Genomic DNA, 15029 nt, shown 5'->3' on the forward strand with positions numbered 1-15029 from the left:
TTACTTTTGTTTTTTTTTGATGCATAAATTTGGAGGGTAGAAAGTAAGATTAGTTTAATATCAATGATATGAATTTATAAATACATATTATTGCAAGGTGTTCTTTACTTTTCTGGTCGTGAGTAAATCATTGTTAATGGGTTCTGCTCATAAATTTAAAATATTCATTTAAATGATTTTTACTTTTTGTATATCTCAATTTGTTTATTTTGCATTCATTTGATGGAGAGTATTCCAACACTTTTTATTTTCCGCAAAAAACTTATTAACAACTTTTTATTATCAATTGAAAATTAATGTAAACTAAAATGTTAGCGAAGCGATAATCTTGTGCTAAAAAATATTTAAGCATGATGATTAATTAAAGAAGAGTAAAAATAAATCACTGCTAATAAATTATACGAATCGTGTTTAAAGCTCCATGTGGTTTTGGTCTGACTTATTTTTGTACTCGTTACAAGAACCCTTTTCGTATATGCTAACCGTGAGCGGGAATGAACAGGTAACCATAGCCAGGAACATTAGCGGCGTAATTCTTAAGCTGAGTGGTATTTCATCTGTAGTTTATCTGTGTATGCATAGCACATTCATCAGCCAGATTGAGCAAGTCAGCTTAGAATTTGCTGGCGAGATTGTCACGATGAAGCATGAGAGTTACCTCAGTGTTTTATATAAGGATTCGGTCCTCATAGTAGAACGGTAACTCTCAATCTGATAGGTTCCTGAGTCAGTTCACATCACGACTCATTTTTTCGCTCTCACCGGCATCCCATTTGCCACAAAATATCCCGCCGTGCTCCTCGGCAACGCTTCCTTCCCACGAATCATATCCGCTATTTTCTCGCCAATCATAATCGTCGTGGCGTTCAAATTGCCGGTGATAATTTGCGGCATAATTGACGCATCCACCACGCGCAGGCCTTCCAGCCCGTGTACGCGGCCTTCGCCGTCAACCACAGCCATCTCGTCATAACCCATTTTGCAGGTACCGCACGGATGAAACGCGGTTTCGGCGTGGTTACGCACGAACTCATCGAGCTGCTCATCCGTCTGGCATTCGACACCAGGGCTGATTTCGCGGCCACGGTATTGATCCAGCGCGGGTTGATGCATGATCTCGCGTGTGATGCGAATTGCGTCGCGGAACTCCTGCCAGTCCTGCTCGTGCGACATGTAGTTAAACAGAATTCCCGGATGCTGGTGCGGGTCGCGGGATTTAATCCGCACATGCCCACGGCTTGGCGAGCGCATCGATCCGACATGGCATTGGAAGCCGTGCTCTTTCACTGCGTTCGAGCCGTTATAGTTAATCGCCACTGGCAGGAAATGGTACTGAATATTCGGCCACGCAAATTCCTCACGGCTGCGAATAAATCCGCCTGCTTCAAAGTGGTTGCTGGCACCAACGCCGGTGCCGCCAAACAGCCACTCCGCACCGATTCTCGGCTGATTCCACCACTGCAGGGCAGGGTAGAGGGAAACCGGTTCTTTGCACTCGTATTGCAGATACATCTCCAGGTGATCCTGAAGATTTTCGCCGACGCCGGGTAATTCATGCACCAGCGGAATATTAAACTCCGCCAGCAGTTCAGCGTTGCCGACGCCGGAGCGTTGCAGGATCTGCGGTGAAGCAATCGCGCCTGCACATAACAGCACTTCTTTATTCGCCGCCGCGCGGGTCGGAATAGTGCTGTCGCCTTCCAGCCACTCGACGCCCACCGCGCGTTTGCCGTCAAAAATGATGTGATCGGTCATGGCGTGAGTACGAATGGTCAGGTTAGGGCGCGATTTGGCCTGATCGAGATAGCCACGCGCGGTGCTGGCGCGACGGCCATGCGGCGTGACGGTGCGATCCATCGGGCCAAAACCTTCTTGCTGATAGCCGTTGAGATCGTCCGTGCGTGGGTAGCCTGCCTGCATGCCCGCTTCAATCATCGCTTCAAACAGCGGATTGACGCCGGGTTTGGAGGTGATGACGCTCACCGGGCCATCGCCACCGTGGTAATCGTTCTCGCCCACATCGCGAGTCTCGGCCTTGCGGTAGTAGGGCAGGCAGTCGAGATAACTCCAGTTCTCCAGACCAGGTTCTTGTGCCCAGTTATCGAGATCCAGCGCATTGCCACGGATGTAGCACATACCGTTGATCAGCGATGAACCGCCCAGACCTTTGCCGCGTCCGCACTCCATGCGGCGGTTGTTCATAAACGGTTCGGGTTCCGTCTCATAGGCCCAGTTGTAGCGTTTGCCCTGTAGCGGGAACGCCAGCGCGGCGGGCATCTGGGTGCGGAAGTCAAAGCGATAGTCCGGGCCGCCTGCTTCAAGCAGCAGCACGGTTGTGTTCGGATCTTCAGTCAGACGGGTAGCGAGAACGTTGCCGGCTGAGCCGGCACCAATAATGATGTAGTCAAATTGCAAATAAACCTCCTGGTTAGAATATGGACTGGAATTTAGCCATCTCAACCTGGATGGACTTCACCTGGGTGTAACTCTGGAGCGTCATCACGCCGTTCTCGCGACCAATGCCGGAGTGTTTGTAGCCGCCAACGGGCATCTCTGCCGGGGATTCGCCCCAGGTGTTGATCCAGCAAATACCCGCTTCCAGCTGATGAATGACGCGATGCGCGAGGTTCAGGTCCGCCGTCACGATACCCGCCGCCAGACCGTAGTCGGTATCGTTAGCGCGGCGAATGACTTCGTCTTCCGACTCGTAGATCAGAATGGACATCACTGGCCCGAAAATCTCTTCTCGCACAATGGTCATATCGTCGCTGCAATCGGTGAACACGGTCGGTGCAACCCATGCGCCGTTATCGAAGCTATCCCCCTTCAGTACATTGCCGCCGCACAGTACGCGCGCGCCTTCCTCTTTGCCTTTGGCGATATAGCGCAGCACGTTATCGCGATGCGGGAAGCTGACCAGCGGGCCGAAGTTAGTTTGCGGATCGAAAACGTCGCCCGCGCGAATGCGCTCAACGCGCGCCAGAACCTTTTGTTCAAATGCGGCTTTGCATTTCGTCGGAACGAAGACGCGAGTGCCGTTGGTACACACCTGACCGGAGCTGAAGAAATTCGCCATCATGGCGATATCGGCGGCGAGATCGAGATCCGCATCGTCGAAAACGATCAGCGGTGATTTACCGCCCAGCTCCATGGTCACTTCTTTCAGGGAGGAAGCTGCCGAGTTAGCCATCACTTTTTTGCCGCTGGCGACACCGCCGGTAAATGACACTTTGGCAATGCCCGGATGATCGGTCAGATATTGTCCGGTCTCCGCGCCCACGCCCGGCAACACGTTAAATACGCCGTCCGGCAGGCCCGCTTCGCTGTAAATTTCGGCCAGCTTTAACGCGGTAAGCGGGGTGACTTCGCTCGGTTTGAAAATCATTGCATTGCCTGCCGCCAGCGCTGGGGCGGATTTCCACAAAGCAATCTGGATCGGGTAGTTCCATGCGCCAATCCCCGCCACCACACCCAGCGGTTCGCGGCGGGTATAAACAAATGACGTCTCACGCAACGGGATCTGGCTGCCTTCCAGCGCCGGGATCAGCCCGGCATAGTACTCCAGCACGTCCGCACCGGTAACGATATCGACGGTTGAGGTTTCCGAATATGCTTTTCCGGTGTCAAGGGTTTCCAGTTTTGCGAGTTCGTCATTGCGTTCACGCAGAATATCAACGGCCCGACGCAGAATACGCGAGCGCTCCATAGCGGTCATCGCCGCCCAGATTTTTTGCCCTTGTTGGGCACTCTTCACGGCGCGATCGACATCCTCACGCCCGGCGGCCTGCACGGTCGCCAGCACGTTACCGTTGGCCGGGTTAATGGTCTCGAAGGTGCGACCGCTGGTGGCGGAGGTATAACCACCATGTATATAAAGCTGCTGTTCTGCCATTCGGGACATCACGTCTCCTCGGTTAATCGGTGGGTAAATGCTGAGTAATAAAGTGACGGGTCAGCGAGTGTGCGAGAGGTTTATCCAGCGGTTTGCCGCTCAGTGCCGCGCGCAGCCATAATCCGTCAATTAGCGCGGCAAGGCCGTAGCCCGCTTCCTGTGCCTGTTGGCGCGGTAACTCGCGGCGAAATTCGCTCACCAGATTCGACAATAAGCGGCGGCTACTGACCTGCTGCAAACGGTAAAGCATCGGCTGATGCATACTGCTGGCCCAGAAGGCCAGCCAGGCTTTCATCGCCGCACTGCTCACCTGGGTTTCATCGAAGTTTCCGCCAACAATCGCCTGTAATCGCAGCTCTGCACTGCCCTGCGGAAGTGCATGTAATCGATTCAAAACCGCGTCACGCAGCTGACTGGTGATATCGCGCATGGTTGCTTCCAGCAGACCATTTTTGTCCCTGAAATAGTGGCTGATGATCCCCGTAGAAACGCCTGCACGGCGGGCGATCTGCGCGATCGTTGCATCGTGCATGCCCACTTCATTTATTGCTTCCAGCGTGGCGTCGATCAGTTGTCTGCGCCGGATCGACTGCATTCCCAATTTGGGCATTTTCGCCACTCCATTCATCAGCGTTGTTTATCTATTAAAGCGGTTATTGATTGGACGTTCAATATAAAATGTGTCTTAATTGTTACTAATTTGATTTTAAATGGTAACAATAACAGTGGGGATACTGGATGACAGACCTTTCACACAGCAGGGAAAAGGACAAAATCAATCCGGTGGTGTTTTACACTTCCGCCGGACTGATTTTGTTGTTTTCCCTGACAACGATCCTGTTTCGCGACTTCTCGGCCCTGTGGATTGGCCGCACGCTGGACTGGGTTTCTAAAACCTTCGGTTGGTACTATCTGCTGGCGGCAACGCTCTATATTGTCTTTGTGGTCTGTATCGCTTGTTCGCGTTTTGGTTCGGTGAAGCTCGGGCCAGAACAATCAAAACCGGAATTCAGTTTGCTGAGTTGGGCGGCGATGCTGTTTGCTGCCGGGATCGGTATCGACCTGATGTTCTTCTCCGTAGCCGAACCGGTAACGCAGTATATGCAGCCGCCGGAAGGCGCGGGACAGACGATTGAGGCCGCGCGTCAGGCGATGGTCTGGACGCTGTTTCACTACGGCTTAACCGGCTGGTCGATGTATGCGCTGATGGGCATGGCGCTCGGATACTTTAGCTATCGTTATAATTTGCCGCTCACCATCCGCTCGGCGCTGTACCCGATCTTCGGTAAACGGATTAACGGGCCGATAGGTCACTCAGTGGATATTGCTGCGGTGATCGGCACCATCTTCGGTATTGCCACTACGCTCGGTATCGGTGTGGTGCAGCTTAACTATGGCTTGAGCGTGCTGTTTGATATTCCCGATTCGATGGCGGCGAAAGCGGCACTGATCGCCTTGTCGGTGATCATCGCCACTATCTCGGTGACATCCGGTGTCGATAAGGGCATTCGCGTGTTATCGGAACTCAACGTTGCGCTGGCGCTGGGATTGATTCTGTTCGTGTTGTTTATGGGCGACACCTCGTTCCTGCTTAATGCACTGGTGCTGAACGTTGGCGACTATGTGAATCGCTTTATGGGCATGACGCTCAATAGTTTTGCCTTCGACCGTCCGGTTGAGTGGATGAATAACTGGACGCTCTTCTTCTGGGCATGGTGGGTGGCATGGTCGCCGTTTGTCGGCTTGTTCCTGGCGCGTATCTCGCGTGGGCGTACCATTCGCCAGTTCGTGCTGGGCACGTTGATTATTCCGTTTACCTTCACGCTGTTATGGCTCTCGGTATTCGGCAATAGCGCGCTGTATGAAATCATCCACGGCGGCGCGGCATTTGCCGAGGAAGCGATGGTCCATCCGGAGCGCGGCTTCTACAGCCTGCTGGCGCAGTATCCGGCGTTTACCTTTAGCGCCTCCGTCGCCACCATTACTGGCCTGCTATTTTATGTGACCTCGGCGGACTCCGGTGCGCTGGTGCTGGGGAATTTCACCTCGCAGCTTAAAGATATCAACAGCGACGCACCCGGCTGGCTGCGCGTCTTCTGGTCGGTGGCGATTGGCCTGCTGACGCTAGGCATGCTGATGACCAACGGGATATCCGCGCTGCAAAACACCACGGTGATTATGGGCCTGCCGTTCAGCTTTGTGATCTTCTTCGTGATGGCGGGGTTGTATAAATCTCTGAAGGTAGAAGATTACCGCCGTGAAAGTGCCAACCGCGATACCGCACCGCGACCGCTGGGGCTTCAGGATCGCCTGAGCTGGAAAAAACGTCTCTCGCGCCTGATGAATTATCCGGGCACGCGTTACACTAAACAGATGATGGAGACGGTCTGTTATCCGGCAATGGAAGAAGTGGCGCAGGAACTGCGGTTGCGCGGCGCGTACGTGGAGCTAAAAAACCTGCCGCCGGAAGAGGGACAACAGTTGGGGCATCTGGATTTGTTGGTGCATATGGGCGAAGAGCAAAACTTTGTCTATCAGATTTGGCCACAGCAATATTCGGTGCCGGGCTTTACCTACCGCGCACGTAGCGGGAAATCGACCTACTACCGGCTGGAAACCTTCCTGTTAGAAGGCAGCCAGGGCAACGACCTGATGGACTACAGCAAAGAGCAGGTGATCACCGATATTCTCGACCAGTACGAGCGGCACCTTAACTTTATCCATCTCCATCGTGAAGCGCCGGGCCATAGCGTGATGTTCCCGGACGCGTGATTGTTATTGCATAAAACCGCGCCATGTCTGCATATGGCGCGGTTTCTCTTACCTCTTGATACGTTATATCTGTGTACAGTTAAGCCCTTAGTATCGATTGATGATTGCCAGGCAACAGATAATAAAAAAGAAAAGAACTATTGAAGCCCAAAACCTACGCTTGGACTGTTGTGAATGTTCAATAAGCTTAGTCTTATTTAATGTAAATATTGGTGCTAATTTGAAATGACGCTTTATTCATGGGAAACGCGTAGCGCAAATCAACCAAAATCAATGTAACCGTTTGTTGTTTAAGGTTTAATTGTCTGTGTCTGATATTTTATTGATTGTTTTAAATATTGTTTTTATTGTCATTGTTATAATGTTGGCTATCTATTGCTGAATGGATTCAGTCTTAAAAAGCAGGTTGTTAAGGGATTAGCATAGAGTAATGACGTGTATGCATAACCAACATCTTTACTCATTATGTCATTGAATGTTGACGCTATGTGTTTATGAGGTTGAGGTATTTTCAGTTGATCTGGATTGTTAAATTCATATAATGCGCCTTTACTCATGAATGGACGTCAATACGTAGTGGGAAATTATAAATATCGAAATAGTCCAACTACTTCTTTATTACCAAAAATGAGTATCTGAATTTTAATATTGCATTCTTGCGTGATTATCTCCTGAGTTTGACTTGTGATTACCTTTTTAAGGTATTTAGCGTAACTGTTTTTGAGCGAGCATCAGAGGTAAAGATAATCTTCTTGATAGTGATGTGGGATGTTATACGTATGGCATCGCTAATGTTTATGGTTACCCCTTATGTGTGCTCAGGAATCCACAGGTAATCACTCATACTGAACAGCGATAAAAGATAAAAGGTGTGTTCATGAATTCATGTGATTTTCGTGTTTTTCTGCAAGAGTTCGGTACAACGGTTCATTTGTCATTGCCTGGTAGCGTATCCGAGAAAGAACGACTGCTACTCAAGCTGCTGATGCAGGGAATGTCTGTAACAGAAATATCACAGTACAGAAATCGCAGTGCAAAGACCATTTCACATCAAAAGAAACAGCTCTTTGAGAAACTGGGGATTCAGAGCGATATTACTTTCTGGCGGGATATTTTCTTTCAGTACAATCCGGAGATCATATCCGCCACGGGTAATAATAGTCACAAATATATTAATGATAATCACTATCACCATATCGTCACGCCTGAAGCCATCAGTCTGGCGTTGGAAAACCACGAGTTTAAACCGTGGATCCAACCGGTTTTCTGCGCGCAGACTGGGGTACTGACGGGCTGTGAAGTGCTTGTCCGCTGGGAACATCCACAAACGGGAATGATCCCACCGGATCAGTTTATTCCTCTGGCGGAGTCATCCGGTCTTATTGTCATAATGACTCGCCAGCTGATGAAACAGACTGCGGATATTCTGATGCCGGTAAAACATTTGCTGCCGGACAATTTCCATATTGGTATCAACGTCTCGGCGGGCTGTTTTTTGGCTGCGGGATTTGAAAAAGAGTGTCTGAACCTGGTTAAGAAATTAGGTAACGATAAAATCAAGCTGGTTCTTGAGTTGACTGAACGTAATCCTATTCCGGTAACGCCAGAAGCCAGAGCGATATTTGACAGCCTTCATCAGCACAATATTACTTTTGCGCTGGATGACTTTGGTACGGGTTATGCGACCTATCGTTACTTGCAGGCGTTCCCGGTCGATTTTATTAAAATTGACAAGTCGTTTGTGCAAATGGCGAGTGTCGACGAAATCTCCGGTCATATTGTGGACAATATTGTCGAACTGGCGCGTAAGCCTGGTTTGAGTATCGTGGCGGAAGGGGTAGAAACCCAGGAGCAGGCGGATTTAATGATCGGCAAAGGCGTTCACTTTTTACAGGGCTATTTGTACTCTCCGCCAGTACCGGGTAATAAATTTATCTCTGAATGGGTAATGAAAGCAGGTGGTTGATGTAAACCGCTATTCACAGCGCATCGGGAGGTTGGCAGCGATTAACTCTCCCGATGCAGTAAATCCTGATAGATCCCCGTTAATATGCCATTTGGCGCAAATTGTTTTTTAATCCACTGCGTCACCTGACCGGTGGCAGAGTGCTGGGTTGCGAGTAACATGCGTGAATCCTGGCGCGGGTTATGGATTTGTCGGGTAACCAGCAAGGATTGCGCCATCGCCTCACGGACCATGTAATCCGGCAAAAAACCAATTCCTTCACCTAAAATCTGGCACTGACATTTGGTGTTGAAATCGGGCACCAGAATCGATTCCTGCCCATGCAGCAACCAGCCTACTTTTTTATTAATCGTATGCGCGGTGTCCTCCACCATGATATTAGGGTAGAGACGCAGCTGGCTTTCGGCGATCGGCTCCGGCACAAAGGCTAATGGATGATCCGGAGCGATGGCAAAAGCCCAGCGAATCGCGCCAATCTCCGTGTAATCAATGCCGCCACCGTCCAGCAGCGTGTCGGGTGCGCCGATAGCGATATTTGCCTGATTATTAATAATCGCATCCCAGACGCCGTTATACACTTCGGTGGTGACGGTAATCTGGCAGGTAGGAAACTGCTTTTTCAGCACCTGTAATAAGCGTGCGGTGTGTTTGGGCGTATAAAGCAGCTGATTAATACAAATGCGCACACGCGCTTCTATGCCCTGCGAAATAGTATCGATACTGCGTTTAATGGCGTGAAAATCATTCAGCAGGTCGGTAGCTTTGCGGAAAAAATAACGCCCGGACTCCGTTAACTCAATGCTGCGGGTACTGCGAGTGAACAGCACCACATCCAGCCCTGTTTCCATTCGCTTGATGGTGTAGCTAATGGCGGAAGTGGTTAAACCCAACTCTTCTGCGGCTTTACTGAAGCTGCCAAAACGTGCAGCGGTAGTAAATGCCAACAGATTCTCTTCGGTAAAAATTGAGTTCATTAAACCATTCCCGCCATTATCGAATATGAATTTCTCCAGCCATGACTGTAGAGGTATCGGTTAAAGATAGATAATCATTTTTGAATAACTTTTAATACCCGTCGCGTTTAGTCGTCGCTTCGCTTAATTTTTGTCCTCCATATTCTGAAATTATCCCCACGCAGTTACCCGCCAGAAAACCCAGTAATGTCACCGTCCAGTTCATCCCGCTGGCAAAAAATAGCGTCATGCCGAGAAAGCCTCCGGGAATAAAAGACAATAAACCGAAACGTCCTTGCCAGACCACTACCGCTGAGAAAGGCACGGTAGTAATCACGCTCGCCCAGAACCCAGAAATCCCACTCACCGAGGCCAGCCAACCGGCAGCCAGCGCGGCGAAAAATGCCCACACCATCCCGGAATAATTAACCGCCAGACTTCTGATAAACCCCGATTTACCGCCGCCTGCGGCATAAAAACTGCAAAAGGCGACGAAGCCAATGGTTCCTAATAATTCCCATCCCTGAGAGAGCCCGACATGTGAAGACACTAACTGCCAAAGCCCTGCACAAATACCGACGGTGACACCCGTTGCCGTGAGTCCGTTCATCTTGTTCCCCTCTGGTTAGACATGGACAAAAGCTACTCTTACATGTGCAGACTATAGAGAAATAAAACCTGATTGAGTGAAAGGGTATCGGGTCAAAGAAACAAATATTGCACTACCGCACACTGCGAAAAGATTGTTGAACATCATTCAACAAAAAGGCGAAATACGGCGAATTAAATTTAAGCGGGTTCTTTTATCAGATTATCGTTGCTATTCTCAATTCATCGAAAACAGCCACAAAAACCAGGGGAATGTGAATGACTATAAAAAATCTACCTGCCGACTATTTATTGGCTGCGCAACAGGGTGATATCGATAAAGTAAAAACCTGCCTTGCGCTGGGTGTCGATATTAATACCTGCGATCGTCAGGGGAAAACGGCAATTACGCTGGCAAGTTTATATCAGCAATATGCTTGCGTTCAGGCATTAATTGATGCCGGAGCGGATATTAATAAGCAAGATCATACCTGTTTAAATCCTTTTTTAATTAGCTGTCTGAACGATGATTTAACGCTACTACGAATTATTTTACCGGCTAAACCCGATCTTAATTGCGTAACCCGTTTTGGCGGTGTCGGCCTGACGCCTGCCTGTGAAAAAGGCCATTTAAGTATTGTAAAAGAGCTTTTGGCAAATACGGAGATTAACGTTAACCAGACTAACCATGTTGGCTGGACACCGTTGCTGGAAGCGATTGTGCTTAATGATGGTGGGATTAAACAGCAGGCGATTGTCCAGTTATTGCTGGAACACGGTGCCAGCCCGCATCTGACCGATAAATATGGCAAAACGCCGCTGAAACTGGCGCGGGAACGGGGCTTTGAAGAGATTGCGCAGTTGCTGATCGCCGCAGGTGCATAAACCGGGAGGCTTGTTATCAACACACCAGAAAAACGGTGTGTGTGGGCGCTAACTGCGGATGCTGATTTTCTGGCGCAGCGGGGGCAAGGACAGGTTGAACAGGTCTTTGCCAGAGCGGTAAATATCGCACTCCCGGCTCGCCAGCAGTTGCTGACGCTGCTTTGTGAAGAGTACGACAATGCGCCTAACAGTTGTCGGTTGGCACTCACTCACTTTAATGGTCTGTTCCGGCATGATGATAAGGTTCAGTTTGACGATCAAGGCATTACGATTGGTCAACATCATCATATAGAGATGAGTCATTGCCAGCGTTGGCTGTCCCCAACCTTGCAAATGACCGCTGTGAATTTTCACCTTATCGCCTGGCAACAGTGGTACGACATTATTCATCAGCACCTGGGGGAAAATGAAACCCTGTTTAATTATCGCGGCGATAATCCGTTTTATCAGGCGTTAAATAAAGAACTACATATTAAACGACGGGCAGTTATTCAGGCCGTAAACGATAAACAAAATATCGCCTCAGCAGTCGCCAGTATGATGGGGTTAGGGATTGGCCTTACGCCATCAGCCGATGATTATCTGACCGGACTGGTACTTATTTTATTTATTTCCGGACATCCGGCGGAAAAATACAAAGAGGAATTTTATCTCGGCCTGCAACGCGGCAGAAATAATACCACGTTATTAAGTGCCATCACGCTGGAAGCCGCATTACAACAACGCTGCCGGGAAAATATTCATCGTTTTATTCACAACATTATTTATGACATCCCTGGGAACGCAACTCAGGCAATAGAAAAAATTAAACATATTGGCTCCAGTTCCGGCTGCGACATGCTGTATGGCATGGCCGATGGTTGTGCGCTGAGTCAAACCTACGGAGGGAATTATGTCAGTTAAAATAGTCATTAAACCGAATACCTATTTTGATTCTGTCTCGCTGATGTCTATCTCCACGCGTGCAAATAAACTCGACGGCGTCGAGCAGGCATTTGTGGCGATGGCGACCGAAATGAACAAAGGCGTGTTGAAGAATTTAGGACTGCTGACGCCGGAGCTGGAGCAGGCGAAAAACGGCGACCTGATGATTGTCATCAATGGTAAATCGGGTGTGGACAACGAGCAGTTGCTGGCGGAGATTGAAGAACTGTTCAACACCAAAGCGCAAAGCGGCTCGCACGAGGCGCGTTACGGCACTATTGCCAGCGCCAAAAAGCATATCCCGGAAAGTAACCTGGCAGTGATTTCGGTCAACGGTCTGTTTGCCGCTCGCGAAGCGCGTCAGGCGCTGCAAAATGACCTCAACGTGATGCTGTTTTCCGATAATGTCTCAGTTGAAGATGAACTGGCGCTCAAACAGTTGGCCCATGAAAAAGGGCTGCTGATGATGGGGCCAGACTGCGGCACGGCGATTATCAACGGCGCGGCGCTCTGCTTTGGTAACGCCGTGCGTCGCGGCAACATCGGTATTGTTGGCGCATCTGGCACCGGCAGCCAGGAATTGAGCGTCCGTATCCATGAATTTGGTGGCGGCGTTTCACAACTGATCGGCACCGGCGGGCGCGACCTGAGCGAGAAAATCGGCGGACTGATGATGCTCGATGCCATCAGCATGCTGGAAAACGATCCGCAAACTGAAATCATTGTGCTTATCTCCAAACCGCCTGCGCCTGCGGTGGCCCGCAAAGTGCTGGAACGCGCACGCGCCTGCCGCAAGCCAGTGGTGGCCTGCTTCCTCGGTCGTGGCGAAACGCCAGTGGATGAGCAGGGGCTACAGTTTGCTCGCGGCAGCAAAGAGGCGGCATTGAAAGCGGTGATGCTCTCCGGCGTGAAACAAGAACATCTCGATCTGCATACGCTTGACCAGCCGTTGATTGCGGATGTGCGCGCGCGTCTGCAACCGCAGCAGAAATACATTCGTGGTCTGTTCTGCGGCGGTACGCTGTGTGACGAAACCCTGTTCGCGGTGATGGAAAAACATGGCGATGTCTACAGCAATATCCAGCCCGATCCTGAATTCCGCCTGCAAGATATCAACCGCAGCATCAAACACACCTTCCTCGACTTTGGCGATGATGACTTCACCAACGGCAAGCCGCATCCAATGATTGACCCGACCAACCGTATCAGCCGCTTGATCGAAGAAGCGCGCGATCCAGAAGTGGCGGTGATCGTGATGGATTTTGTGCTCGGATTTGGATCGCATGAAGATCCGGTCGGTTCCACCATCGAGGCGATCAAAGAAGCGAAAGCGATCGCCGCTGCCGAAGGACGCGAGTTGATCATTCTCGCCTATGTGCTGGGCACCGATCTCGATACGCCATCATTAGAACAACAAAGCCAGATGCTGCTTGATGCCGGAGTGATTCTGGCGAGCAGCAGCACCAATACCGGATTGCTGGCGCGTGAATTTATCTGCAAAGGGGAGGAAGCCTGATGAGCCAGTCACTGTTTAGCCAACCGTTGAACGTTATTAACGTCGGTATCGCCATGTTTAGCGATGATCTGAAAAAGCAGCATGTAGAAGTGACCCAACTCGACTGGACGCCGCCGGGGCAGGGCAATATGCAGGTGGTGCAGGCACTGGACAACATTGCCGATTCGCCGCTGGCGGACAAAATCACCGCCGCTAACCAGCAGGCGCTGGAGCGCATTATCCAGTCGCATCCAGTGCTGATTGGTTTTGATCAGGCGATTAACGTGGTGCCGGGCATGACGGCGAAAACCATTCTTCACGCCGGGCCGCCGGTCACCTGGGAAAAAATGTGCGGCGCGATGAAAGGCGCGGTCACCGGAGCGCTGGTGTTTGAAGGACTGGCGAAAGATCTCGACGAGGCGGCTGAGCTGGCGGCTTCCGGGGAGATCACCTTCTCGCCGTGCCACGAGCACGACTGTGTGGGATCGATGGCGGGCGTCACCTCGGCCTCGATGTTTATGCACATCGTGAAAAACAAAACCTATGGCAACATCGCTTATACCAACATGAGCGAGCAGATGGCGAAGATTTTGCGTATGGGCGCTAACGACCAGAGCGTGATCGACCGCCTCAACTGGATGCGCGATGTGCAGGGGCCAATGCTGCGTGACGCGATGAAAATTATCGGCGAGATCGATCTGCGCTTAATGCTGGCGCAGGCGCTGCATATGGGCGATGAATGCCATAACCGCAATAACGCCGGGACGACGCTGCTGATTCAGGCGCTGACGCCGGGGATTATTCAGGCGGGTTATTCCGTTGAGCAACAGCGCGAAGTGTTTGAGTTTGTCGCCAGCAGCGATTACTTCTCCGGCCCAACGTGGATGGCGATGTGTAAAGCGGCGATGGATGCGGCGCACGGCATTGAATACAGCACCGTGGTGACCACCATGGCGCGTAACGGCGTCGAGTTCGGCCTGCGGGTCAGCGGCCTGCCGGGGCAATGGTTTACCGGCCCGGCGCAGCAGGTCATCGGCCCGATGTTTGCCGGTTATAAGCCGGAAGATTCGGGGCTGGATATCGGCGACAGCGCCATCACCGAAACCTACGGTATCGGCGGATTTGCGATGGCGACCGCGCCCGCGATCGTTGCGCTGGTGGGCGGCACGGTGGAAGAGGCTATCGATTTCTCCCGTCAGATGCGTGAAATCACCCTTGGCGAAAACCCCAACGTCACCATTCCGCTGCTCGGTTTTATGGGCGTGCCGTCGGCAATCGACATCACCCGCGTGGGTAGCAGCGGCATTCTGCCGGTGATCAACACCGCCATTGCCCATAAAGATGCGGGCGTCGGCATGATTGGCGCGGGCATTGTGCATCCACCCTTCGCCTGCTTCGAGAAAGCCATTCTTGGCTGGTGCGAACGTTACGGCGTCTGACCTGCAAAGTACGCGTTGTCTCTGCCGGATGCGGCGTGAACGCCTTATCCGGCCTACGAGTGGCACGAGAATTGTAGGCCTGATAAGCGTAGCGCATCAGGCAGTCTGGCGTTGG

The 15029-nt window shown here is 51.0% G+C and carries 11 protein-coding genes; 6 read left to right on the plus strand and 5 right to left on the minus strand.

Features of this window, described 5'->3' with window-relative positions:
* Nucleotides 1-744: 744 nt before the first annotated feature.
* Genes betA through betI form a run of 3 tightly spaced genes read right to left on the minus strand, consistent with a single transcriptional unit; the run spans nucleotide 745 to nucleotide 4502 of the window.
* Nucleotides 745-2415 (minus strand): choline dehydrogenase, encoded by a 1671-nt coding sequence (gene betA / locus ACJHX4_RS00615; RefSeq protein WP_001159129.1) that lies wholly within the window; start codon nucleotides 2413-2415, stop codon nucleotides 745-747.
* 13 nt (nucleotides 2416-2428) lie between these two features.
* Nucleotides 2429-3901 carry a betaine-aldehyde dehydrogenase gene (gene betB / locus ACJHX4_RS00620; RefSeq protein ID WP_001295806.1) on the minus strand — a complete coding sequence of 491 codons (1473 nt, stop codon included), beginning with the start codon at nucleotides 3899-3901 and terminating at the stop codon, nucleotides 2429-2431.
* Between the two features lie 13 nt (nucleotides 3902-3914).
* A complete protein-coding gene (gene betI / locus ACJHX4_RS00625; RefSeq protein WP_001295807.1) occupies nucleotides 3915-4502 on the minus strand; it encodes a transcriptional regulator BetI in 588 nt (195 codons plus the stop codon).
* A gap of 128 nt (nucleotides 4503-4630) precedes the next feature.
* On the opposite strand from betI, the gene betT reads away from it, so the two are divergent.
* Nucleotides 4631-6664, plus strand: a complete 2034-nt coding sequence (gene betT / locus ACJHX4_RS00630; protein WP_000131040.1) for a choline BCCT transporter BetT — start codon at nucleotides 4631-4633, stop codon at nucleotides 6662-6664.
* Between the two features lie 877 nt (nucleotides 6665-7541).
* On the plus strand, nucleotides 7542-8630 hold the full coding sequence (pdeL, locus tag ACJHX4_RS00635) for a DNA-binding transcriptional activator/c-di-GMP phosphodiesterase PdeL (RefSeq protein WP_001295808.1): 1089 nt from the start codon (nucleotides 7542-7544) through the stop codon (nucleotides 8628-8630).
* A 41-nt stretch (nucleotides 8631-8671) separates the two neighbouring features.
* Here pdeL and ACJHX4_RS00640 read toward each other — a convergent pair whose 3' ends face one another.
* The gene (locus tag ACJHX4_RS00640) at nucleotides 8672-9604 is read right to left on the minus strand and encodes a LysR substrate-binding domain-containing protein (protein WP_001084389.1); all 933 of its coding nucleotides are present in this window, start codon (nucleotides 9602-9604) and stop codon (nucleotides 8672-8674) included.
* Nucleotides 9605-9695: 91 nt separating this feature from the next.
* Entirely contained in the window at nucleotides 9696-10193 is a 498-nt protein-coding gene (locus tag ACJHX4_RS00645) for a DUF1097 domain-containing protein (RefSeq protein WP_001013876.1), read from the minus strand.
* A gap of 257 nt (nucleotides 10194-10450) precedes the next feature.
* Between ACJHX4_RS00645 and ACJHX4_RS00650 the strand changes: the two genes are divergently transcribed.
* Genes ACJHX4_RS00650 through ACJHX4_RS00665 form a run of 4 tightly spaced genes read left to right on the plus strand, consistent with a single transcriptional unit; the run spans nucleotide 10451 to nucleotide 14914 of the window.
* Nucleotides 10451-11056: an ankyrin repeat domain-containing protein gene (locus ACJHX4_RS00650; protein ID WP_000153099.1), complete on the plus strand. Its 606-nt coding sequence runs from the start codon at nucleotides 10451-10453 to the stop codon at nucleotides 11054-11056.
* A 39-nt stretch (nucleotides 11057-11095) separates the two neighbouring features.
* The gene (locus ACJHX4_RS00655; RefSeq protein WP_001295809.1) at nucleotides 11096-11959 is read left to right on the plus strand and encodes a DUF2877 domain-containing protein; all 864 of its coding nucleotides are present in this window, start codon (nucleotides 11096-11098) and stop codon (nucleotides 11957-11959) included.
* Complete coding sequence (fdrA, locus tag ACJHX4_RS00660) at nucleotides 11949-13496, plus strand: acyl-CoA synthetase FdrA (RefSeq protein WP_000111857.1); 1548 nt, start codon at nucleotides 11949-11951, stop codon at nucleotides 13494-13496. The genes ACJHX4_RS00655 and fdrA overlap by 11 nt, the downstream gene beginning before the upstream one ends.
* Nucleotides 13496-14914 carry a DUF1116 domain-containing protein gene (locus tag ACJHX4_RS00665; RefSeq protein ID WP_000083473.1) on the plus strand — a complete coding sequence of 473 codons (1419 nt, stop codon included), beginning with the start codon at nucleotides 13496-13498 and terminating at the stop codon, nucleotides 14912-14914. Before fdrA ends, ACJHX4_RS00665 begins: the two co-directional genes overlap by 1 nt.
* The last annotated feature ends 115 nt before the right edge of the window (nucleotides 14915-15029 follow it).

The organism is Escherichia sp. WS2035 (assembly GCF_046487065.1).
Taxonomy (GTDB): domain Bacteria; phylum Pseudomonadota; class Gammaproteobacteria; order Enterobacterales; family Enterobacteriaceae; genus Escherichia; species Escherichia coli.